Below are 21438 nucleotides of genomic sequence, written 5' to 3'. Positions count from 1 at the left end.
GCCGGCGGGCATCGCATCGGCGGTAGGTTGCCGCCCATGAACATCGGCGTGATCGGCCTGGGCACCATGGGTGCGCCGATGGCCGGGCACCTGCTCCCCGCCCGACGCGAGGATGGCCGGCTGCTCGTGACGGCGCGCCGCCCTGGGTCGGCGGCCGAACTCCTCCAGGCGGGCGCGGACTGGGCGCCGACCCCAGCGGCCCTCGCCGCCGAGTGCGCCGTCATCGTCACCGTGCTGCCGGACCTGCCCGAGCTGCGCGAGGTGCTGGAGGGTCCGGACGGTCTGCTCGCCGGACGCACCGGTGACCTGCTGCTCGTGGTCTGCTCGACCTCGTCGCCCGACGGCGTCCGCACCCTGGCCGGCGACCTCACCGAGCGCACGGGTGGCGCCGTGCGAGTGGTCGACGCCCCCGTCAGCGGCGGCCGGGAGGGTGCCGTCGCCGGGACACTGTCGATCCTCGTCGGGGGCGCGGACGAGGACGCCGCGACCGTCGTGGAGCTGCTCGCCCCGTGCGGGCGGGCCGTCCACCTCGGCCCACTCGGCTCGGGCCAGGTGGCCAAGGCGTGCAATCAGCTGATCGTTGCGGCCACCACGGTGGCGCTCGCGGAGGCTGCGGTGATCGCCGAGCGCTCCGGCCTGGACCTGGCCGCGATGTTCGACGTCCTCGGCGGTGGTTACGCCGGCAGCAGGCTTCTCGACGTGAAGGGCCCGAGGCTCGTCGCCCACGACCACGAACCCGCGAGCGCGGCGCGGTTGATGATCAAGGACCTCGACTTCGCCCGGGCGCAGGCACGGCTGACCGGCGGCCCGACCGAGCACGCGCAGTTCCTCCAGCAGGTGTTCGCCGGCGTCGTGGCCGCGGGACTTGGCGACCTGGACTCGTCGGTGGTGCAGCGCTACCTCGACGAGCGGTCCGCCTCGTGAGCGGGATCCTCATCGCGCTGGGCACGATGACGGTGATCGCCGTCATCGGCTGGATCCTCGGCACCACAAAGGTCCTCGGACCGAGCGCACAGCTCGTGCTCGCGAAGCTCGTGTTCACGGTCGCGACGCCGTCGCTGCTGCTCACCACGATCGCCGAGACGGACCTGGGTCTGCTGTTCACCTCCAGCGCGCTGACCACGGTCCTGGCCACGTTGATGGTCGCGGGCGGTGCGGGCGTGATCTTCAGGTTCGTGCTGCACCGCAGCACCGGGGAGGCGACGGTGGGCGCGTTGTCGAGCTCCTATCTGAACGCCGGCAATCTCGGCCTGCCGCTCGCCGTGTACGTGCTCGGCACCGCCGTGCCGGTGGTGCCGGTGCTCCTGGTGCAGCTGCTGGTGCTGGCGCCGGTGGCGTTCGCGGTCCTGGACACCCGGCCCGCGGGCAGTGCCTCCCGGCGCCAGCTCATCCTGCGACCGCTGACGAACCCGGTGACCATCGCCGCCGGCCTCGGCATCGTGCTCGCGGTGCTGCCGTGGTCGCCTCCCGAGTTCGTCCTGGAGCCGTTCCGGCTCGTCGGGGCGGCGGCCGCGCCGCTCGCCCTGATCACGCTCGGGCTCTCGCTGGTCGGGTCGAAGAAGGGCTCCGGCGCGGCCGAGCGGCCGGTGGCCACGCGCGCTCCGCTGCCAGACCTGATCGTGGTGACCGTGATTCGGGCCGTGGTGCACCCGCTGCTCACTTTCGGGATCGCCGCCGCACTCTCGCTCAGCCCCGGCGAGACCCTCGCGGTGGTCCTGATGGCCTCCCTCCCGACGGCGCAGAACGTGTTGGTCTATGCCCTCCAGTACGGGCAGGGGCAGGCGATCGCGCGGGACGCACAACTGGTCACCACGGTGCTGTCGCTGCCGGTCATGATCGTGGTCGTCGCCCTGATGCACTGACGTAGGCGGCGAGCAGGTCCCGGGCTGAGTTCTCCCAGTCCAGACCGAGCGCGCGCTCCCGCCCGGCCCGCCCGAGGCCGCCGGCGAGCTTCGGCTCGGTGAGGATCCGCTCGACCGCGGCGGCCCAGTCACCCGGGTCCCGGGTGGGCACGAGCAGACCGGTGACGCCGTCGACCACCGCCTCGGCGAGCCCGCCGGCGCCCGCGGCGGCCACCACCGGCACCCCGGAGGCGGAGGCCTCGAGGGCCACCAGGCCATAGGTCTCGGAGTGCGACACCACCAGGACGGCCCGTGCGGTACGCATCAGGCTCGCCAGATCGGCCCGGTGCTGCGCCCCGGCGAACTGCACGACTTCAGCGACGCCGCGATCCCGGGCAAGCGCGCGCAACCGCTCGGCGTAGGCGGCGGTGTCACTGGCCGCGTCGCCCGCGATCACGAGCAGCGGACGAGGTTCGGGCAGCAGCGCGAGGGTCTCGATGGCCAGGTCGATTCCCTTGAGTGGGTGCAGCCTGCCGGCCACAAGCAGATGCCCAGGCTCCTGGTGCTGCGCACCGGTGTCCTCATGGTGGCGCAGGTCAGGGTGGAACAGGTTGTTGTCCACGCCGGGTCCGACGATCACTACTCGTCCGGGATCGGCCCCGAGGCGGGTCGTGACCGTCCGCGCCTCGGCGGCGCTGATCGCGACCACCAGGTCGGACTCACGCGCCAGCATCGCCTCCCCGACGAGGCGCCCGGGCGACTCGGGTCGCTCCCCCGCCGACAGCGGGGTGGACTCCGGGGCCGCGATCGAGTGGAAGCTCTGCACGTGCGGCACGCCAAGGGTCCGCGCGAGGGGAAGTGCCGCGATCCCGGAGAACCAGTGGTGGGAGTGGATCAGGTCGTATCGCCCAGGACCGGCCAGCTGTCCCAGCGCGGCGCCGAACTCCGCCATGACGTCCTCGTGTGCCCCCTTCGGCAGCGGCTGGGGCGGCCCCGCGTCGAGGAACCGCAGGGTCAGGTGCGGGCTCGGCGTCGACTGATCGCTCTGGCCGGGATCGGATCGCCGGGTGATCACCTCGACCCGGTGCCCGAGCGCGGCGAGTGCCTGCGCCTGCTGCCAGACGACGACGTTCATCCCGCCCGCGTCACCGGCACCCGGCTCCGTGGCTGGTGAGGTGTGCAGGCAGACGAGCGCCAACCGCAGAGGTGACATCTGCACACGGTAGTGCGCGATCCGGGAGCGGCGCCTCGCCGACCGTCTCCGTCTCAACCCCGGTGATCGGATAGGCTGCCGAACGTGCTGATGCGTCGCGTGTATCCGAACGGCTCTGGTGTGAGCCGTTCGCCCGCGCGCCCCTGACGTAGCCGGCCGCCACCCCAGAGTCACTGGTGAGGACCACATGGTCCTCACCTTTCGTCGTCTCTGAGCGAGTGGCTGCATCGGTCCTCGCTCGAGCGCACCATCGAGGAGGACCTAAATGAACGACAGCCAGGCCGTGCTCACCCACCTGGGACGGACGACCGACCAGATCTTCGGCCGCACCGACCTGATCGACCGACTCGCATCGGGGCGGCCGATGCGGATCAAGTTCGGCGTCGACTGCACGGCGCCTGACCTGCATCTGGGCCACGCGGTCAACCTCTGTATGATGCGCTACCTGCAGGACCTCGGGCACGTCGTCGTGTTTCTGATCGGCGACACCACCACCCGGATCGGCGACCCGACCGGACGCAGCCGGACCAGGCCGGTACTCACCCCGGACGAGATCGAGACGAACGCCCAGGCGTTCCTGAGCCAGGTCACCATGGTGCTTCGCGACGACCCGGAGGTGCTCGAGGTCCGCCGCAACTCCGAGTGGTTCGACGGGATGGCCATCGCCGACCTGGTCAGCGAGCTCGGCCTCGTCACCCACGCCCAGCTCATCGCACGCCGACATGTTCAAGGCACGCATCCGCGAGGGTCAGGAGATCGGCGTCCACGAGCTGATCTACCCGGTGCTGCAGGGCTACGACAGCGTCGCGCTCGGTTCCGACCTGACGATCGTCGGCTCGGACCAGCTGTTCAACGAGACCGTCGGCCGCGACCTGCAGGCCAAGCACGGCCAGCGCCCGCAGACCGTCATCACGAGCACCATCACGCCCGGGCTGGACGGTGGCGCGAAGCAGTCGAAGTCACTGAACAACTACGTCGCCCTGGCGCACGCCCCGTCCGAGAAGTTCGGACGGTTGATGACGCTCCAGGACGACCTGATCGGCGCCTGGGCGCGCGTCTACACGGACCTGCCCGACGCCGTCGTGAAGGATCTCGAGAGCCGAGCGCGGCAGGGCGGCGCGAGCAGCCGCGATGCGAAGCTCGACCTCGCCGAGGCGGACGTGGCCCGCTACCACGGCTCGGTCGCGGGCGGGCGGGCACGGGCGGAGTTCACGCGCGTGTTCTCGGGCAACGGACTGCCCGACGGCGTCCCTCACCTCACCGTCTCGCCCACCAGTGCGGTGCTCGAGATCGTCCTGGCTGCCCGACCGGAACTGTCTCGCAATGCCGCCCGACGCCTGATCGCCGACGGCGCCGTGTCCCTCGACTCGGCGCCGCTGCGGAACGGCGACGCGCGCCCGGCGATCTCGACCGGCGCCATCCTGAAGGTCGGCCGGCGGAACTGGTTCGAGGTGGTGGTCGGCCCATGAGACGAGATCGGGCGCCGGACCGGGATCGACCGTCGCGGTCAGGTGTCGGCTGCCGCGCGTCGGCGGCCGTACTCCGCGAGCGCGACATCGAGGTCGGCCTCGGTGAACGCGGGCCACATCTTGGGTGAGAAGATGATCTCGGCGCGGGCGGCCTGCCACGGGAAGAAGCCCGAGATCCGGCGTTCACCGCTGGTGCGGATGACCAGGTCGATGTCACGAACCGGCCCGCCCGGCAGCCACTCGCTGATCGCCTCGACCAGGCCGGCGCCGTCCCGATCCGCGGCACCGTCCGCTAGCGCCGCACGCACGCCGGCGACGATGTCCGCGTGTGGGTCATAGCCGATGGCGAGCGTGAGATGGCCGGCCCGTCCCTGGCTGCTCTCGACGGCACGTCGCAGTGCTCGGCGCGCGCCTGGCGACACCAGGGCCAGGTCGCCGGAGAGGTGGACCTGCCAGTGCTGCGTCCGCTCGATGGTCGCCGGCAGGACGGACTCGATGAGGTCGAAGAGGTAGCCGACCTCTGCGGTCGAACGCTTCCGGATGTTGTCGGCCGAGAGGACGAACACGCTGACGTGGTCGACGCCACGCGTCCTCAGCCAGTCCAGGACCTCGCCGAGATGGTCGGCGCCCGCCCGGTGGCCGAAACTCGGGGCCCGGCCGATCGCCTGGGCCCAGCGCCGGTTCCCGTCCATGACGATGCCGACATGGCGAGGGTGGACCTGCTCCGGTGCGTCGCCGACCCTGCCGTCACGCGGCCGCCACCAGCGCCTGCCCTCCGTCTTCACCACCCCAGTATCGGCCAGGCTTGCTCGACACCTCGTCGACGCCTACAGCTCACGGTGATGCTCGGTCGTCTCGAACCGCCCGTCCGACTCGACGATCACCACCGACATCGCCGTGCTCGCCCAGGACTGGTGCATCTCACCGGCTTCCCAGATGACCAGCTGGCCAGCGGACAACGTGACGCGCACCCCATCGGAGCTCGCCACCTGCCCCTCGCCCGCGATCACCGCGAACATCTGCGACTTCGTGGCGCGATGCAGACCGATCGTGCCGCCCGGCTCGAGGGTGGCGACGTGCACGGACGATTCGGCCGCGCCGGCCACGCGAGGCAGGAAATCCATCTCGATGCCGACGCTCTCGAAGGCCTCGATGGTGCGCCGCGGCAGCTCGAACCTGCGCACGTCAGCGCTCGGCGGTCAGGGTCAGCTCGCGAGCGAGGGCGTAACGCTCGCGCAGCCCCGGCGTGACCCCTGTCTCGGCGCTGTAGGTCTGCTCCCCCGCGAGCGGCCAGCGCGGCGCCTCGTCCTCGCCGAGCAGCACCCACGCGGCCTGGCGGGCCGCGCCGTCGGCCACGTACTCACCCGGCTTCGGCACGGTCACGTCCAGGCCCAGCACACTCGGCGCGATCCGCCGGACGGCCTCGGACTGGGCGGCGCCACCGATCAGGACGATCCGGTCCACCTCGGCGTTCTGGCCGCGCAGGGCGTCCAGTCCGTCCGCGAGGCCGCAGAGCAGGCCCTCGACGGCGGCCCTGGCCAGGTGCGCGGGCGTCGTGTTCTGCAGGCGTACGCCGTGAATCGCGCCGGTGGCGTCCGGTCTGTTCGGGGTGCGCTCGCCCTCGAAGTAGGGCACCAGGACCAGGCCGTCGGACCCGGCCGGGGCGCTCAGCGCGAGTTCGGCGAGCTCACGGTGGGGCCGCCCGAGCAGGGTACCCATCGCATCCAGGACCCTGCTGCCGTTGAGGGTGGCCGCGAGCGGCAGGAACAGACCCGTGGCATCGGCGAACCCGGAGACCAGACCGGACGCGTCCGCCGTCGGGGTCTGCGACACGGCGCTGACTACGCCGGAGGTACCGATCGAGATCGCGACGTCACCCCGGCCCAGGCCGAGGCCGAGCGCGGCCCCCGCGTTGTCCCCGGCGCCCGCGCCGAGCACCAGGCCGTCGCGGCTGCGGGCCTGCTCGCTGGGGCCGATCACGGCGGGTACGCCGATCCGGCGCCCGAACGCGCGCTCGAGCAGGTCGAACCGGTAGGCATTCCGGGCGGCGTCGAAGTAGCCTGTGCCGGAGGCGTCCGAGCGGTCCGTGGTGAGGCGGCTCAGGCCGTCGGTGCCAGGCCCGTCCCCGGCCAGGCGCCAGGTCAGCCAGTCGTGCGGCAGCGCCACGGCCTCGACCCGGGCGGCGTTCTGCGGCTCGTGCTCGGCGAGCCAGCGCAGCTTCGTGATCGTGTACGAGGCGACCGGCACGCTGCCGGTCGCCTGCGCCCACGCCCGCTCGCCGGAGCCCGGCGTGCCGTCGCCCAGTTCGGCGATCAGGTCAAGGGCCGCCTGCGCGCTGCGGGTGTCGTTCCACAGCAGCGCAGGACGGACCACGGCGCCATCGGCGTCGAGGGCGACCATGCCGTGCTGCTGGCCGCCGACCGAGACCGCGTCGACGTCGTCGAGGCCACCGGCAGCGCCGATCGCCACCTGGAGGGCGTCCCACCAGGCCTCGGGATCCACCTCGGTGCCGTTCGGGTGCGGCGCGGAACCGAAGCGCACAAGCGCCCCGGTCCGCGCGTCGCGGATGACCACCTTGCACGACTGGGTGGAGGAGTCCACCCCGGCCACGAGCTGCTGCGACGTCGACGTCATGGGTCTACACCTAGCCGATGAGGTGCTGGATCGCCAACTGGTTCAGCCGCACGAACGCGTACTCACGCTCACCGGCGGCATCGGCGTCGTAGTCCTCGAACGCGGTCCGGTCGGCGAGCAGGTCCGCCACGCTCTCGCCCTCGCCAAGGGTGCTCTCGGAAAGCTCGAGCACACCGGAGGTCACGAACGCCTCCTGCACGGCCGGGTCCGCCCGGTAGGCCTTCGCCTTCTCGGCGAGCAGCAGGTAGGTCTCCATGTTCGCCCGGGCGGAGTCCCAGACGCCCTCGAGACCCTCGGTGCGGGACGGCTTGTAGTCGTAGTGGCGGGGACCGTCGTAGGTGGGTCCGCCACCCGGGAAGCCGTTCTCGAGCAGGTCCACGGTGAAGAACGCGGAGAGCAGGTCGCCGTGACCGAACACCAGGTCCTGGTCGTACTTGATGGACCGCTGCCCGTTCAGGTCGATGTGGAAGAGCTTGCCGGACCACAGCGCCTGGCCGAGGCCGTGGGTGTAGTTCAGGCCCGCCATCTGCTCGTGCCCGGTCTCGGGGTTCAGGCCGACGATGTCCCCGTGCTCGAGCTCGGCGATGAAGCCGAGCGCGTGGCCCACGGTGGGCAGCAGGATGTCGCCGCGCGGCTCGTTCGGCTTCGGCTCAAGGGCGATCCGGAGGCCGTAACCTTTTTCCTTGATGTACGCCGCCACGATGTCGACGCTCTCGCGATAGCGGTTCAGGGCGGCGTTGACGTCCTTGACGCCGTCGTACTCGCTGCCCTCGCGCCCGCCCCACATCACGAACGTGGACGCGCCGAGGGAGGCGGCCAGGTCCACGTTGCGGAGCACCTTCCGCAGCGCGAACCGGCGCACGGAGCGGTCGTTCGACGTGAACCCGCCGTCCTTGAACACCGGGTGGCTGAACAGGTTCGTGGTGACCATCTCGATCACGAGACCGGCCTCGTCGGTGGTCTTCTTGAAGTCGGTCAGGATCTGCTCACGGGTGGCGTCGTCGCTGCCGAACGGAACCACGTCGTCGTCGTGGAACGTGATTCCCCAGGCGCCGACCTCGGCGAGCTTCGTCGCGTACTCGCGGGGGTCAAGGGCGGGGCGGGTCGCTTCGCCGAACTGGTCGCGGGCCGTCCAGCCGACCGTCCAGAGGCCGAACGAGAACTTGTCATCAGCAGTGGGCGTGCGCACCATCGCGGGGCTCCTTGGTCTGGGTGGAACTCAGATTTGTTGTGCTGCTGAACTTATCCATCGATTCGGTTAGGGTCAAGCCATGCGAGGCAACGGCGGACGAGGCGGCGGCGCCGTGCGCCAGGAGACACTGCGTGAACACAACCTGTCCCTGATCGCCCGGACCGTGGTGAGCGCACCGACCCCGCCGTCACGAGCCGACGTGGCCACGGCGACCGGCCTGACCCGGGCGACCGTCTCGCGGCTGGTCACCGAACTCATCGAGGGTGGGCTCGTCGCCGAGGACGCCCCACTGACGGCCGGCCTCGCCGGGCGACCGGCCATCCCGCTGCGACCCGCCCCCGGCACGGTCGGCGCCCTCGGCCTCGAGGTGAACATCGACTACCTGGGCGCACGGGTCCTCGACCTGTCCGGGACCGTGCTCGGTGAGGCGACGCGCGAGCGGGACCTGCGCGGGTCCGATCCGGCGCAGGTGCTCGCCGAGTTGGGGGCACTGGGAGCCGAGGCGGTGACCACGGCCGGCGGTACCAGGCTGGCCGGAACGGGCCTGGCCCTGCCGGGCCTGCTGCGCGGCGGCGTGCTGCTGCGGGCACCGAACCTCGGCTGGACGGACGTCACCCCGGCGGACCTGCTCGGCGCACCGATCCCGGGCGGGCGCCTGCACCTGGGCAACGAGGCCAGGTTCGCGGCCGGTGCCGAGCTGGCCGCAGGCTCCGGGGGCGACTCGTTCCTGTACCTGTCGGGAAGCGTGGGCATCGGTGCCGCGATCGTGCACGGCGGCGAGTTCTTCGCCGGCGAGCACGGCTGGAGTGGCGAGCTCGGGCACGTCTGCGTGGATCCGACCGGCCCTGCTTGCCGGTGCGGCGCGACGGGATGCCTGGAGACCTACGCAGGAACCGCGGCCCTGCTCAGCCGCGCCGGCCTGGCCGAGGATGCCCGCACGCCGGACCTGATCGCCGCCCTCTCGGCGGGAGATCCGGACGCGCGCGCCGCCGTCGACGCCGCGGCACGTGCACTCGGGACGGCCGTCGGGGCCTTCATCAACCTCGTCGACGTCTCCGAGGTGGTGCTGGGCAACACCTTCGCCCCGTTGACCGAGCACCTCCGGCCCGAGCTCGAGCGGGAACTCGCCCTGCGCGTGCTGGCCGCGCCGTGGGCACCGGCGCAGGTACGTGCGTCGGTCGCGGGCGACCGACCCGCGCTCACCGGCGCGGCCCGTGCCGCGCTCGCGACCGTGATCGAGGACCCGAGCGCCTGGCTCGCCTCAGCCTGAGAACGCGCCCCGGGCGTCCACCCCGGTGCGGATCCCGGCAGCGTCGTGCGGTCAGTCCAACGGGAGCGGGAACCCGTCGTAGTACACCCTGATCCGACGCAGGCCCGCCGACCCCTCGCGCAGCGCAGCTTCTCGCCCGGACCCCGCTGAGGTATGCCGGTCGATCACCTCCTGGACCTCCCGGTTCAGAGCGGCCAGTTCGGGCGCCGTGAGGACGGCAGTCGTGGACTGCTCCAGGGACGCCGTCACCCACTCCTGCGGGGCGGAGTCGTCGGAGAGCCAGGTCTGCAGGGTCGCCGCCTGGTCCTCCACGATCGCCGAACGCAGGATCGCCTGCACCGGCCCGGCCCCATCGTCGGTGCGTTGCATGCTGAACGAGGCGGCGCGCCACCAGCGTTCCCGCCCCTTGCCGAGGCCGGTGTCCTCCTCGACGAGTCCGTGCCGCTCGAGCTGGCGCAGGTGATAGCTGGTCTGGGCGGTGTTCTCGCCCAGCCGCTCCGCCAGGCGGGTGGCCGTGGCCGGGCCGCCGTTCGAGAGCACCGAGAACATCCGGAGCCGGAGCGGGTGTGCGAACGCCTTCATCGCCGCGGCATCCAGCCGCGGCTCATGCGCGAGTTCGTCCATGTCCTTGCCCTCCCGCGCACACGGCGCTACAGTTCCAGAGATTTCTCTGCATAGGTTTCTCTGCATCACTTTCTCTGTTCAGTCTATGAGGAGCTCCCACCGTGACCGCATCAGTCGACACCGCATCGAAGACCCTCGTGCCACTGGGGCGCCGGTTCGTCGCCCTCTTCGCCTCGACCGCCTCCTCCAATCTGGCCGACGGGATCCTGCTGGTGGCCGTGCCGCTGATAGGCCTCGGGCTCACGACGTCGCCGCTACGGATCTCACTGCTCTCCGCCGCGACCTGGCTGCCGTGGCTGCTGCTCGGCCTGTACGCGGGTGCGCTGATCGATCGCGGTGATCGACGGCGGATCATGCTCGTGGCGATGGCGCTACGGATGGCAGTGCTCACCCTCGCGACAGGTGCCGCGCTCGCCGACGCGCTGTCCATGCCGGTGCTGCTCGGCCTGTTGCTCGTGTTCGGTGCCGCCGAGGTGTTCGCGGACACCGCAGCGGGCACCCTCATCCCGGCCGTGACGCCGCGTTCACGCCTGGCGTCCGGGAACGGCCGGTTGCTCGGCGTCCAACAGGTCGCGAACCAGTTCGTGGGCGCGCCGCTGGGCGGCTTCCTGCTCACCGTCGGGCCGGCCTGGGCGTTCGGTGTGCCGGGACTGCTCTGCGGTATCGCGATCGGGTGCATCGGCCTCGGCCTGCGGGGCTCGTACCGGGCGGGCGATCATGTGGGCGGGGTCCGAATGGCGGAGCCGGCGGTCCGCGGATCCCAGGATGCGACCCCCGCCGAGTCGATGGGCGCCCGAATCCGGGAGGGCCTGCGCTACCTGCTCGCTCACCCGGTCCTGCGACCGCTGGTCATCACCGGGGCCGCGATGAACCTCGCGAACACCGCCTACTTCGCCGTGTTCGTGCTGTGGCTCGTCGGGCCGACCTCGGCCGTTGACCTCACCGAGCAGTTGTACGCGATCCTCATCACCACCGTGGCGATCGGGGCCGTGCTCGGCTCGGTGCTGGCCGAGCATCTGCTCGGACGGATCCGCGAGACGCGGCTGCTCGCGATCGTCTGGATCGTCAACTCCGCGCTGCTAGCCGTCCCAGTGCTGATGCCGAACGCGTGGGCGATCGGCACCGCGTTCGTGGTGATCGGCTTCACCAACATGGTCGGCAACGTGATCACCCGAGCCATGCGCCAGCGCCTGATCCCGGACGTCATGCTCGGGCGGGTCGGCGGGGCCTCGGCCACCCTCATGTACGGCACGATGCCGGTCGGCGCCCTGCTCGGCGGCGTGGTCGGGGAGGCGTTCGGGCTGCCCACCGTGTTCCTCGGTGCGGTCGCGGTGTGTCTGATCTTCGTCGCCTACGCGATGGCCCGGGTCACGCCGGCCGTGGTGGCTCGAGCCGACGCCGACCGGGCCGCACTGGAGGATGCCGACGTCGGCACCGGGTACTGACGAGCACCACGTCCCGGCGTGCGTGGTCTACTGGCCGCCATGCAGGTTCGCCCCGCCACCCACGCCGACGTCGAGATGTCCCGGGCGACGTTCGACGACCTGCTGCCCGACCGATGGCGCGGCGGCAACAACCGGCGGTCCTTCGTCGCCGTCGACCCGGCCGGACGGGTGCTCGGCCACTGCCGCGGGATCGACAACGATTTCCACCCGGCCTCCCGCGTACTCGTGCTCGAGGTGCTGCCCGACGTGCGCGGGCAGGGCGTCGACGATGAGCTGCTCCGCGTGCAGGTCGCGGTCTCCTCACCGTCCCTCCATCTGAAGCTGACGGAGCCGGATCGCGACCTGCGCGCACTGACGGAGCGTCACGGCGGCGTCGCTATCCAGGCGATGCCGCCGTGGCGCTACGTCGTGGGTCCCGAGCTGCGTGCCTGGGCGGCTGCGCAGCCACGGCCGGAGGGCTCGGTCGGACCGATCCGGGACACCGAGCGCGACGAGGCACTGGGACTCTTCCTCGAGCACTACACGGTCCAGCACGCGGCGTGGTCGCCGGCCGCGCCGATGAGGCGTCTCCGAGCGGAGTTCGTCGCGGACTTCACCGCCGGTTCGCACACCGCCTTCGATCCCCTCGCCAGCGTGGCGCTACGGCGCGACGGCCGACTCGTGGCGCAGGCCCTGCTGTACCCACCGGACCCGGAGGATCCGACCGGTGGACGCGAGCTCGGGCTCCAGTCCCGCCCGTACGCCGGTCCCGACGCCCGAGCCGACCTGGGCGCGTGCCTGGCCGCGGTGATCGGCCTGGTGCCCGACGGTGCGGCACTCCTCATCGACTCCCACCTCACCGAACGCGCCGAGTACCGGATGATGGAGGAGGTGCCCGGTCCCGCACCGGGGGGCAGCTGGACCGCCATAGTCGCGATCGGTGTGCCCGGTGGCAAAGTCCCCGTTCCGCTGCCGCGCGACCTCCTCCCCGAGGACGCCGCCTGGATCCGAGGCATGGCCCAGCCGGACAGTTGACCGCCGCGGTTCGGATCCTCCCCCACTAGGTCCGTGAAAGCGCTTACCCTGGTGCCATGCCCTCGGTCACCCTCAGCGACGTCGCCCGCGAGGCCGGCGTCTCCCTCGCGACCGCCTCGCGTGCCATCAACGGCAGCGCCAACCGCACGGTCCGACCCGAGCTGCGGGACCGAGTGCTCGCGGCGGCCGCAGCGCTGCACTACTCACCGGACGCGAACGCGCAGGCGATGGCCCGTGGCCGCACCACCACGATCGGTCTGATCGTGCACGACATCGCGGACCCGTACTTCTCCTCGATCGCCTCCGGCGTCACCGCGGCCGCCGAGCAGGCCGGGCTGATGGTTACCCTCGCGAGCACGGGCCACGACCCGGAGCGCGAGATCGCCTTCATCGAGGTGCTCCAGAGCCAGCGGGCGCGGGCGATCGTGATGGCCGGTGGCCGGACGGACGACGAGGCCGTCAACGACCGCCTCCGCGCCGCCCTCGCCGCCTACCGTGCCGGCGGTGGCGCGGTCGCCATGATCGGCCAGCCGCTGTTCGACGTGGACACGGTCGTGATCGAGAACGCCGCCGGGGCCGCAGACCTGGCGGGAGCGCTCCACGGAGCCGGCTACCGCCGGTTCGCGGCCCTCGCCGGCCCGGCCGGCCACCTCACCGCTCGGGACCGGATGGACGGGTTCACGGCCGGCCTGGCCGCCCACGACGCCGCCCTGGCCCGCGACCACGTCGTGCGCTCGGCGTTCACCCGCGACGGCGGCTACGAGGGCATGCGCCAATTGCTCGAGTCGGGCGCCGCCGTCGACGTGGTCTTCGCCGTCAACGACGTGATGGCTGTCGGCGCCATGGCGGCCGCGCGCGATGCGGGAGTCGCGGTCGGCACCGGGATCGGGATCGCCGGTTTCGATGACATCGTCACGCTGCGGGACCTGACGCCATCGCTGACCACGGTGCGGGTGCCGCTCCTCGAGGTCGGGACCGCCGCCACCGAACTGACCCTGGCCGAGCCTGCGCCCGAGCCCCGCGTCCAGCAGGTGGCGAGCACCGTGGTCCTGCGCGACTCCACACCGCCGCGGAACTGATCCCGCACCACTGCGGCAGGTAGCGGCAACCCGACCGGCAGCTCGACGGGAGCGGCGCACCTGCAACGCGCCCGTCGACAGCGGGGCATCAGGCGGGCGGTGTCGGCGTCTCGGGAGCGGGAGCGGCCTCCGGAACTGCAGCGGCCTCCGGAGCAGCGGGCACTTCGGCCGGCGCCTCGACGTCGTCGTCGCCGTCGAAGCGGTCCTTGACGTCCTCGATCACGTCGCCGGCCTTCTCCTTCACGTCCTCGAAGACATCCCCGGTCTTCTCCTTCACATCGTCGAAGACATCCCCGGCCTTCTCCTTCACATCCTCGAAGACGTCGCCGGCCTTGTCCGTGAGACCCGCGACGGCGGGGCCGACCTTGCTCTTCGCGCTCTCCAGCGCCTCGCCCGCCTTGTCCTTCAAGTCGTTGAGAATCTCCGACATCGATTCGTCCTCCAGGTTCGCCTCGGTTGCTGCAGTGCGGGGCCCAGCATGGCGCGATCGGCCGATGGCCACAATTGGGAGGCCGACCCAGCACCCTGACGACCGACGATTCGCACCCGCCAGACTCATCCGACGTGGCAGATCTTGACGTCCTCGGACCCCGGCCGTACGCTACGGAAAGCGCATTCCAACGCGGGAGTGCCTCACTCCCCCACCGATTCACAGGAGACGACGACCCCGATGACGACCCGCACCCTCCGCATCGCCATGAACGGCATCACCGGCCGCATGGGCTATCGCCAGCACCTGCTCCGCTCGATCCTGCCGATCCGGGAGGCCGGTGGCGTGCTCCTCGAGGACGGCACCAAGGTCCAGGTCGAGCCGATCCTGGTGGGCCGGCGCGCGGATGCGGTCCGAGAGATCGCCGAGAAGCACGACATCGCCGAATGGACCACCGACCAGGACGCGGTCATCGACGCCGACGACATCGACGTCTACTTCGACTCCCAGGTGACCTCCCGCCGCTACGCCGCGCTGACCCGGGCGATGCGCAACGGCAAGCACATCTTCACCGAGAAGCCGACCGCCGAGACCCTCGAGGAGGCCATCCAGCTGGCTCGGCTCCGCACTGAGACCGGCGTCACCGCCGGCGTCGTGCACGACAAGCTGTACCTGCCGGGTCTGGTGAAGCTGCGCCGCCTCGTGGACGAGGGCTTCTTCGGCCGCATCCTGTCCCTGCGTGGCGAGTTCGGCTACTGGGTCTTCGAGGGCGACCACCAGTCCGCCCAGCGGCCCTCCTGGAACTACCGCAAGGAAGACGGCGGTGGCATGACGACCGACATGTTCTGCCATTGGAACTACGTCCTGGAGGGCATCCTCGGCTCCGTGAAGTCTGTGGTCGCCAGGACCGCGACCCACATCCCCACCCGCTGGGACGAGCGCGGCGAGGCCTACGACGCCACCGCCGACGACGCCGCCTACGGCATCTTCGAGATCGCCGGCCCGAACGGCGAGGAGATCATCGCCCAGATCAACTCCTCCTGGGCCGTGCGCGTCTACCGCGACGAACTCGTCGAGTTCCAGGTGGACGGCACCCACGGGTCCGCCGTCGCCGGGCTGCGCAAGTGCGTCGCCCAGCAGCGCGCGCACACCCCGAAGCCGGTCTGGAACCCGGATCTGCCCGTCACCGAGCCGTTCCGCGACCAGTGGCTCGAGGTCCCCGCGAACGACGACCTGGACAACGGCTTCAAGCTGCAGTGGGAGGAGTTCCTGCGCGACGCCGTCGCCGGTCGTGAGCACCGCTACGACCTGCTCTCCGCCGCCCGCGGCGTGCAGCTCGCCGAGGCCGGGCTGGCGTCCTCGGCGGAGGGTCGCCGCATCGAGCTCAGCCCCATCACGCTCTGATGGCGGACCTGAGCCGGCTGTCCCTGAACACGGCCACCACCAAGGCCTGGACGCTCGCCGAGGCGGTCGACGGCGCCGCGCGAGCGGGACTGCCCGCCGTCGGGCTCTGGCGTGACCGGGTCGCCGAGGCCGGCCTGGAGAACGCCGCGAGGATCGTCGCCGACGCCGGGCTGCGGGTCTCCTCGCTGTGCCGCGGCGGGTTCATGACCGCGGCCGACGAGGCGGGCAAGGCTGCCGCGCTCGACGACAACAAGGCCGCGATCGTCGAAGCCGCGACCTTGGGCACCCGCGAGCTGGTCATGGTGGTCGGTGGCCTCGGCGCGGCGAGTGCGCCCGGCGGCCCGGCACTGCCCGACGGCGACCGCGACCTGGTCGCGGCGCGGCAGCGGGTGGCGGACCGGGTCGCCGACCTGGCCCCGTTCGCGGCCGAGCACGACGTGCGGATCGTCCTGGAGCCGCTGCACCCGATCTTCGCCGCGGACCGGGCGGTGCTGTCCACGATGAAGCAGTGCCTGGACCTGGCCGAGCAGTTCCCGGCCGAGACCGTCGGAGTGGTCGTGGACACCTACCACGTGTGGTGGGACCCCGACCTACGCGAGCAGATCGCCCGGGCCGGCGCACAGGGCCGGATCGCGTCCTACCAGGTCTGCGACTGGCTGCTCCCGCTGGCCACGGACGCACTGCTCTCCCGTGGCTTCATGGGCGACGGGTACATCGACTTTCCCACGATCACCTCCTGGATCGCCGGGACCGGCTACACCGGCGACGTCGAGGTCGAGATCTTCAACCAGCAGATCTGGGACGCCCCCGGCGACGAGACGATCGCCACGATGGCCCAGCGCTACGACACACTGGTGCGCCCGTACCTGTAGCCGACTCGGCGGGGCGTGCGAAGGGCGCCGGGCCCGGATCGGCGAGGATGGAGCCATGACCAACCCCGGCCCCCCGAGATCCGTGCCCACCCCGGCGCAGCTGCGCTGGCAGGAGGCCGGGCTCGGGGTGTTCTGGCACTTCGGCATCAACACCTTCAACGACCGCGAGTGGAGCGACGGCACGCTCGATCCGGCCACGTTCGACCCGGGCGACCTCGACGCCGACCAGTGGGTCCGGACCGCCCTCGAGGCGGGCGCGCGGTACGCCGTGCTCACCGCCAAGCACCACGACGGGTTCTGCCTGTGGCCGAGCGCCACGACCGACTACTCCGTGGCCTCCTCTCCCTGGCGCGACGGGCGCGGGGACGTCGTGGCGGAGGTCGCTGCCGCCTGCCGGCGCCACGGTCTGGCGCTCGGGCTGTACCTGTCCCCCTGGGACCGCAACGCGCCCTGCTACGCGGACCCCGACGCCTACGACGAGCTCTACCTGACCCAGCTGCGCGAGCTCTGCACGAACTACGGCGAGCTGTTCGAGCTCTGGTTCGACGGCGCCGGCTCGGCAGGACGCAGCTACAGCTGGGACCGGATCGCCGCCCTGATCGACGAGCTCCAGCCCGGTGCCATGGTCTTCAACATGGGCCGCCCGACGATCCGCTGGGTCGGCAACGAGGACGGCCTCGCGGCCGATCCGGTGGAGTACGAGGTCGATCGGACCCACTCGGACAACTACACCGAGGGCACCGCGGACCTCGCCGAGGCGCAGTACCTGCCCCCGGAGTGCGACGTCTCGATCCGCCCCGGCTGGTTCCACCACGATGCCGAGTCACCGAAGTCGGTGGACCACCTGCTCGCCATCGCCTACCGGTCGATCGGCCTCGGCGCAGGCCTGCTGCTGAACCTTCCACCCGATGCCCGCGGGCACATCCCCGACGAGGACGTGGCCCGGGTGCGCGCGTGGCGGACCGAATGGGACCGCCGGTTCGCGGCCCCTGTCCCGGCAACCCTGACCTCGTCGGGGGACACTGTGCTGGCCCGGTTCGAGCGACCGGTGACCATCGATCACCTGGTGCTGCGCGAGGACCTCACCGCCGGCCAGCACGTGCGCGGGCACGAGGTGCGCACGCCCGACGGCGTGGTGCTGGTCGCCGCGGGCACCGTCGGGGTCCGCCGGGTGCACGTCTTCGAACCGGTCCGGGTGCGCGAGTTACTGGTCCGGGTGGATGCCGACGGCGGTGCGTCCGCGGCCGGTCACGTCACGTCCGTCACGGGGCACGACACCGGCGGCGCGGTCGTGCCGGACCTGCCAGCGAACTACCGTGCGCCGACGACACCACCGCCGGACTGACGCGGCCCACCCGGCCGGCCACCGCCGTCGGGCATGCGCCCGTACCGCCTGAGATGCTCAGAGGCGGTACTGCGCCGCCAATGGACATGCCCATACATCCAGGCCGCCGCGGCCGACCTTGTTCAGGTAGGCGATCACGGCCCGGTAGGACTGCATCAGAGTGGTCTCGGTGTAGCGCACCCCGAGGGCCTCGCAGTGGGCTCTCACCATCGGCGCGACCTTGCGCAGGTTCGGGCGGGACATCGAGGGGAACAGGTGGTGCTCCACCTGGAAGTTCAGGCCACCCATGAACGTGTCGACGGCCCGGCCGCCGGAGATGTTGCGGCTCATGAGCACCTGGCGGCGCAGGAAGTCGATCTTCGCGGTCGGCGGCACCAGGGGCATCCCGATGTGGTTCGGCGCGAACGAGGAGCCCATGTACAAGCCGAACACAGCGAGCTGGATGCCGATGAACGCGGCGGCCTTGCCGGGCGGCAGGATGATGAAGACGAGCGCGAAGTAACTGCCGAGGCGGAACGCGATGAAGCTCAACTCGACCCAGCGACGCTTGACCTTGCCCTTGGAGAGCACGCCCTTGATGCCCTGAACGTGCAGGTTCACACCTTCGAGCAGCAACAGCGGGAAGAAGAAGCGGCCCTGCTGGGTGGCGAGCCACCGGGTCAGCGGGTTCTTGCGGGACGCGTAGCCCTCCGGGGTGAACGCGAGCACGCGGCCCCCGATGTCCGGGTCGGCGCCCACCTTGTTCGGGACCTGGTGGTGCTTGGTGTGCTTGCGCTGCCACCAGCCGTGACCCATGCCGACGAAGAGGTTGATCAGGATCAGGGAGATCCACTCGTTCCACTTGCCGGAGACGAAGATCTGCCGGTGCGCGGCGTCGTGCCCGAGGAAGGCGACCTGGGTCATCAACATGGCCAGGCCGACCGCGAGCGCCATCTGCCACCAGCTGTTGCCGATCAGCACGAACGCCGCGGCGAGTGCCAACCCGCCGAACGTCAGGCCGATGATCTTCGACCAGTAGTAGGCGTAACTGCGTTTCAGCAGACCGGCAGCCTGCACGCGCTGGGTCAGTTCCTTGAAGTCGCTGACATGCCGTTCCCGGACCGTACCCGTCGCCGGACGCTCGATTGCGATACTGCTCATACTGCCGCCTCGGGCTCATTCGTGCGTGGTGACGCACGGCGGCGCCCTGGGCGTGACCGCTTGATCGCGCCGGACACTTTCTCAAGTGTCGCATGCCGGCGCAGGAGCGGCAGGTCGTGTCCAGGGCCTTCACCTTCGGCGCAACGAGCCCACTCCCGTCGGTCAACCACCGGGCGGACCCCCGCGTACGGGACGACAATCGAGTATGGGCGCCCCAGGCGACTACGACGAGTTCACCCTCGCAGCCGAGAACGTCCCGGCCGAGGCTGACTCCCCCGTGGACGCCGGCGAACCCGGTCCACGCCTGCGACCCAGCCCGGTGACGACCTCCTCGGCCCCCGCCTGGGTCGCCGCGGCCGTCTCACTGATCGTGGTCGGCGTGCTCACCGTTCCGCCCACGCAGCCCGCGTGGGGCGTGGTCGCCGAAGCCGACCTGGCCCAGGCGCCCGACGAGGTCTGGAGCGTGCCGATGCCGAACCTGACCTCGTGGCTCGACACCCCACGGGTCGCAGTCTTCGAGGACCGTGTGGTGGTGGGCACGTGGTCGACCGTCACCGGCTACGACGCCGCCGACGGCCGCGCGATCTGGTCCGTCTCCGAGCCCGGGATGACCTGCGCGTGGGAGTTCGAGCCGTTGCTCTGCCGGGCGGGGCGCGACGTCGATGCCGCGATCCTGAGGGTCGACGTTGCCGACGGCACCGTCAGCCGCACCCCGATGCCCGGCGCCCTCCTGGTCACGCAGACCGACGGTGACATCATCGCGTTGCGCCAGGACGCGGACGGCCAGCGGGTGGTGCGTCTGCAGGGCTCGGACCCCCTCGCCGAGCCCCGGTGGAGCACCCTCATCGGCCCTGGCCTGCGGGGAGAGCCCTACGCGCCGGTGCTCCGGGTGGTCGACGGGGAGGTCTTCGTCTCCGTGTTCGCGGGGTTCGTGCTCGATGCCGAGACCGGCGAGATCCGTCTCGACCGCGGCTTCGTGTACGAGTTGCCCGGCGTGATCGTCGCCCTGGAGTCCGGGAACTCCGGCGGCCGGCAGGTGGTCACGGACGGCGAGACCAGCGTCGAGCCGGTCCCGATCGCGCCGTACGGGGTGACGATGCCCGTGGACGACGACCCGGACTCCGACGTCGTCTTCCAGGTGCGCGGCGGCACGCTCGACGCGTTGACCAGGACCACCGGCGAGCCGCTCTGGTCGCTCCCGCAGGCCTACCCGTACCCGTTCGCCCGGCTGGACGGGCGCGTGCTCGTCTACACCGACAGTGCGCTGTTCGGCCTGGTCGAGCAGACCGGGGAACAGATCTGGACAACGTCGGCCAGCCGGGGGCGGCTGGCCTGGTGCGCCTGCGTCGGCGCCGGTGACACGGTGCTGGTCGGTATCTCCGACGCCGACGGAGGGACCTCGCTGGCCGGCCTGGACACGGCGACCGGTGCGCTGCGCTGGCGGATGCCGACCGTCGGGGACTACCCGCTCGACGTCGCGCCGACCGGGGACCACCTGGTCCTGCTCACCAACACCTCGCTCACGATGTGGCGGTTCGAGTCCGAGTGAGGTCCCGGCACAATGGCGCCATGGCGTCGCGGGGTGACGAGTTCGTACTGACGTTCGCCGGCGACGACGAGCCCGAACGCCTATCCGACCGCGTCGCTGGGCTGGCACCGCGGGAGGTGCGTCGCCGACCCGGTGCGACCCGAGGCAAGGACCGCTGGGGCGCAATCATGCCCTGGGCTGCCGGCGCGCTCGCCCTCGTGGGCGCCGGCGTCCTGATCGCACCGGCCGCGCCCCCGGAGCCGTCATCGACAATCCCACGACGGTGTTGCCCCTCGCGTTCGGTCGACCGGATTGGCTGGTCGATCGGGCCGATGGTGCCGTCGTGTACTCCGCCGACCGGGATCCGATTCCGTTGCCTTCCGGCCAGGACTACCTCCAGGTTGATGATGATCCGACGTCTTCGGTAGTCATCGGCACCGCTGAGGTCACCGACGACGAGTCCGTTGCCGAAAGCGAAATGGTGGCAACCGACGCGGACACCGGCGAACGCCTCTGGCGCAGGGCCGACGCGTGGCCGGTTGCACGCTTGGCCGGCCGCCTCGTCGCCTCCGCCGAGACCGGCCTCGTGGGCATCGATGAGGTGACGGGTGCGCAGGAATGGTCGCTCCCGTCGCAGGCATGGGTTGCGTGGCCGCCCGTGGGTGCTGGCAGCGTCCTGATGGGGTCTGCGGCGGACCTCGAGGCCTTGGTGGCGATCGACATCCGCACTGGGGAACCGGTCTGGGAGGCCCCGACCGACGGATGGTGGGGCCAGATGGCCCTGACGGCGACCGGTTGTACGCGATCGGCCAGGCGGGCGGCCATGTCACGTTGACCGCGTGGGATGTGGGCTGAGTCCACCGGCACCGGCGACCGAGCGTCAGGACGGCGATTGAACGCCCCTCGATCCAGCCGCCTCGAGGTACCACCTCGAGGCG

20 protein-coding genes and 1 pseudogene are annotated in these 21438 nt (G+C 71.3%); 13 read left to right on the top strand and 8 right to left on the bottom strand.

Annotated elements, in window-relative coordinates:
• Positions 1-36: 36 nt before the first annotated feature.
• Entirely contained in the window at positions 37-924 is an 888-nt protein-coding gene (locus tag HALOF300_RS12720; RefSeq protein WP_156741305.1) for an NAD(P)-dependent oxidoreductase, read from the top strand.
• Positions 921-1862 carry an AEC family transporter gene (locus tag HALOF300_RS12715; protein WP_156741304.1) on the top strand — a complete coding sequence of 314 codons (942 nt, stop codon included), beginning with the start codon at positions 921-923 and terminating at the stop codon, positions 1860-1862. Before HALOF300_RS12720 ends, HALOF300_RS12715 begins: the two co-directional genes overlap by 4 nt.
• Here the strand turns inward: HALOF300_RS12715 and HALOF300_RS12710 are convergent.
• On the bottom strand, positions 1831-3054 hold the full coding sequence (locus HALOF300_RS12710) for a glycosyltransferase (RefSeq protein ID WP_156741303.1): 1224 nt from the start codon (positions 3052-3054) through the stop codon (positions 1831-1833). The genes HALOF300_RS12715 and HALOF300_RS12710 overlap by 32 nt on opposite strands.
• Positions 3055-3319: 265 nt before the next feature.
• Between HALOF300_RS12710 and HALOF300_RS27735 the strand changes: the two are divergent.
• A pseudogene (locus tag HALOF300_RS27735) lies at positions 3320-3712 on the top strand (tyrosine--tRNA ligase); the annotation flags it as partial.
• Between the two features lie 64 nt (positions 3713-3776).
• Positions 3777-4523, top strand: a complete 747-nt coding sequence (gene tyrS / locus HALOF300_RS12705; protein ID WP_269455287.1) for a tyrosine--tRNA ligase — start codon at positions 3777-3779, stop codon at positions 4521-4523.
• Positions 4524-4561: 38 nt separating this feature from the next.
• Here tyrS and uppS read toward each other — a convergent pair whose 3' ends face one another.
• From uppS to xylA, 4 genes are read right to left on the bottom strand one after another with little or no spacing between them, the layout of a single operon-like run.
• Positions 4562-5308 (bottom strand): polyprenyl diphosphate synthase, encoded by a 747-nt coding sequence (gene uppS / locus HALOF300_RS12700; RefSeq protein ID WP_156741302.1) that lies wholly within the window; start codon positions 5306-5308, stop codon positions 4562-4564.
• Between the two features lie 42 nt (positions 5309-5350).
• Complete coding sequence (locus HALOF300_RS12695; RefSeq protein ID WP_156741301.1) at positions 5351-5707, bottom strand: cupin domain-containing protein; 357 nt, start codon at positions 5705-5707, stop codon at positions 5351-5353.
• Position 5708: 1 nt separating this feature from the next.
• Positions 5709-7157 (bottom strand): xylulokinase, encoded by a 1449-nt coding sequence (locus HALOF300_RS12690; protein ID WP_156741300.1) that lies wholly within the window; start codon positions 7155-7157, stop codon positions 5709-5711.
• Between the two features lie 10 nt (positions 7158-7167).
• Entirely contained in the window at positions 7168-8349 is a 1182-nt protein-coding gene (xylA, locus tag HALOF300_RS12685) for a xylose isomerase (protein ID WP_154792813.1), read from the bottom strand.
• Between the two features lie 79 nt (positions 8350-8428).
• On the opposite strand from xylA, the gene HALOF300_RS12680 reads away from it, so the two are divergent.
• Entirely contained in the window at positions 8429-9619 is a 1191-nt protein-coding gene (locus tag HALOF300_RS12680; RefSeq protein WP_156741299.1) for an ROK family transcriptional regulator, read from the top strand.
• Positions 9620-9670: 51 nt separating this feature from the next.
• Here HALOF300_RS12680 and HALOF300_RS12675 read toward each other — a convergent pair whose 3' ends face one another.
• Positions 9671-10243: an ArsR/SmtB family transcription factor gene (locus HALOF300_RS12675; protein WP_156741298.1), complete on the bottom strand. Its 573-nt coding sequence runs from the start codon at positions 10241-10243 to the stop codon at positions 9671-9673.
• A 101-nt stretch (positions 10244-10344) separates the two neighbouring features.
• Between HALOF300_RS12675 and HALOF300_RS12670 the strand changes: the two genes are divergently transcribed.
• From HALOF300_RS12670 to HALOF300_RS12660, 3 genes are read left to right on the top strand one after another with little or no spacing between them, the layout of a single operon-like run.
• Entirely contained in the window at positions 10345-11688 is a 1344-nt protein-coding gene (locus HALOF300_RS12670) for an MFS transporter (RefSeq protein ID WP_156741297.1), read from the top strand.
• A gap of 39 nt (positions 11689-11727) precedes the next feature.
• Positions 11728-12702 carry a GNAT family N-acetyltransferase gene (locus tag HALOF300_RS12665; RefSeq protein WP_156741296.1) on the top strand — a complete coding sequence of 325 codons (975 nt, stop codon included), beginning with the start codon at positions 11728-11730 and terminating at the stop codon, positions 12700-12702.
• A gap of 56 nt (positions 12703-12758) precedes the next feature.
• The gene (locus tag HALOF300_RS12660; protein WP_156741295.1) at positions 12759-13781 is read left to right on the top strand and encodes a LacI family DNA-binding transcriptional regulator; all 1023 of its coding nucleotides are present in this window, start codon (positions 12759-12761) and stop codon (positions 13779-13781) included.
• Positions 13782-13869: 88 nt separating this feature from the next.
• Here HALOF300_RS12660 and HALOF300_RS12655 read toward each other — a convergent pair whose 3' ends face one another.
• Entirely contained in the window at positions 13870-14211 is a 342-nt protein-coding gene (locus tag HALOF300_RS12655) for a hypothetical protein (RefSeq protein ID WP_197522525.1), read from the bottom strand.
• A 240-nt stretch (positions 14212-14451) separates the two neighbouring features.
• Here HALOF300_RS12655 and HALOF300_RS12650 point away from each other — a divergent pair, with 240 nt between their 5' ends.
• The 3 genes from HALOF300_RS12650 to HALOF300_RS12640 are packed head-to-tail and all read left to right on the top strand — an operon-like array spanning position 14452 to position 17832.
• Positions 14452-15615 carry a Gfo/Idh/MocA family protein gene (locus HALOF300_RS12650; RefSeq protein WP_156741294.1) on the top strand — a complete coding sequence of 388 codons (1164 nt, stop codon included), beginning with the start codon at positions 14452-14454 and terminating at the stop codon, positions 15613-15615.
• The gene (locus HALOF300_RS12645; RefSeq protein ID WP_156741293.1) at positions 15615-16487 is read left to right on the top strand and encodes a sugar phosphate isomerase/epimerase family protein; all 873 of its coding nucleotides are present in this window, start codon (positions 15615-15617) and stop codon (positions 16485-16487) included. The genes HALOF300_RS12650 and HALOF300_RS12645 overlap by 1 nt, the downstream gene beginning before the upstream one ends.
• Positions 16488-16542: 55 nt before the next feature.
• Complete coding sequence (locus HALOF300_RS12640; RefSeq protein WP_156741292.1) at positions 16543-17832, top strand: alpha-L-fucosidase; 1290 nt, start codon at positions 16543-16545, stop codon at positions 17830-17832.
• Between the two features lie 57 nt (positions 17833-17889).
• On the opposite strand, the gene HALOF300_RS12635 is transcribed toward HALOF300_RS12640, so the two are convergent.
• On the bottom strand, positions 17890-18972 hold the full coding sequence (locus tag HALOF300_RS12635; protein WP_156741291.1) for a fatty acid desaturase family protein: 1083 nt from the start codon (positions 18970-18972) through the stop codon (positions 17890-17892).
• A gap of 205 nt (positions 18973-19177) precedes the next feature.
• On the opposite strand from HALOF300_RS12635, the gene HALOF300_RS12630 reads away from it, so the two are divergent.
• Positions 19178-20521 carry an outer membrane protein assembly factor BamB family protein gene (locus HALOF300_RS12630; protein ID WP_156741290.1) on the top strand — a complete coding sequence of 448 codons (1344 nt, stop codon included), beginning with the start codon at positions 19178-19180 and terminating at the stop codon, positions 20519-20521.
• A gap of 322 nt (positions 20522-20843) precedes the next feature.
• Positions 20844-21335, top strand: a complete 492-nt coding sequence (locus HALOF300_RS12625; protein ID WP_156741289.1) for an outer membrane protein assembly factor BamB family protein — start codon at positions 20844-20846, stop codon at positions 21333-21335.
• Positions 21336-21438: the final 103 nt, after the last annotated feature.

Origin of the sequence: Occultella aeris (assembly GCF_902703175.1) — a bacterium.
GTDB classification, from domain to species: Bacteria; Actinomycetota; Actinomycetes; order Actinomycetales; family Beutenbergiaceae; genus Occultella; species Occultella aeris.
Note: the sequence above shows the minus strand (reverse complement) of the source record. Positions and strands in the feature narration are given on the sequence as shown.

What these genes read in the sequence shown, in the direction of transcription:
- HALOF300_RS12720 (WP_156741305.1), top strand. Translation starts at nt 37, where the DNA reads ATGAACATCGGCGTGATCGGCCTGGGCACCATGGGTGCGCCGATGGCC.
- HALOF300_RS12710 (WP_156741303.1), bottom strand. Translation starts at nt 3,054, where the DNA reads ATGTCACCTCTGCGGTTGGCGCTCGTCTGCCTGCACACCTCACCAGCC.
- tyrS (WP_269455287.1), top strand. Translation starts at nt 3,777, where the DNA reads ATGTTCAAGGCACGCATCCGCGAGGGTCAGGAGATCGGCGTCCACGAG.
- HALOF300_RS12690 (WP_156741300.1), bottom strand. Translation starts at nt 7,157, where the DNA reads ATGACGTCGACGTCGCAGCAGCTCGTGGCCGGGGTGGACTCCTCCACC.
- xylA (WP_154792813.1), bottom strand. Translation starts at nt 8,349, where the DNA reads ATGGTGCGCACGCCCACTGCTGATGACAAGTTCTCGTTCGGCCTCTGG.
- HALOF300_RS12680 (WP_156741299.1), top strand. Translation starts at nt 8,429, where the DNA reads ATGCGAGGCAACGGCGGACGAGGCGGCGGCGCCGTGCGCCAGGAGACA.
- HALOF300_RS12675 (WP_156741298.1), bottom strand. Translation starts at nt 10,243, where the DNA reads ATGGACGAACTCGCGCATGAGCCGCGGCTGGATGCCGCGGCGATGAAG.
- HALOF300_RS12665 (WP_156741296.1), top strand. Translation starts at nt 11,728, where the DNA reads ATGCAGGTTCGCCCCGCCACCCACGCCGACGTCGAGATGTCCCGGGCG.
- HALOF300_RS12660 (WP_156741295.1), top strand. Translation starts at nt 12,759, where the DNA reads ATGCCCTCGGTCACCCTCAGCGACGTCGCCCGCGAGGCCGGCGTCTCC.
- HALOF300_RS12655 (WP_197522525.1), bottom strand. Translation starts at nt 14,211, where the DNA reads ATGTCGGAGATTCTCAACGACTTGAAGGACAAGGCGGGCGAGGCGCTG.
- HALOF300_RS12650 (WP_156741294.1), top strand. Translation starts at nt 14,452, where the DNA reads ATGACGACCCGCACCCTCCGCATCGCCATGAACGGCATCACCGGCCGC.
- HALOF300_RS12645 (WP_156741293.1), top strand. Translation starts at nt 15,615, where the DNA reads ATGGCGGACCTGAGCCGGCTGTCCCTGAACACGGCCACCACCAAGGCC.
- HALOF300_RS12640 (WP_156741292.1), top strand. Translation starts at nt 16,543, where the DNA reads ATGACCAACCCCGGCCCCCCGAGATCCGTGCCCACCCCGGCGCAGCTG.
- HALOF300_RS12635 (WP_156741291.1), bottom strand. Translation starts at nt 18,972, where the DNA reads ATGAGCAGTATCGCAATCGAGCGTCCGGCGACGGGTACGGTCCGGGAA.
- HALOF300_RS12630 (WP_156741290.1), top strand. Translation starts at nt 19,178, where the DNA reads ATGGGCGCCCCAGGCGACTACGACGAGTTCACCCTCGCAGCCGAGAAC.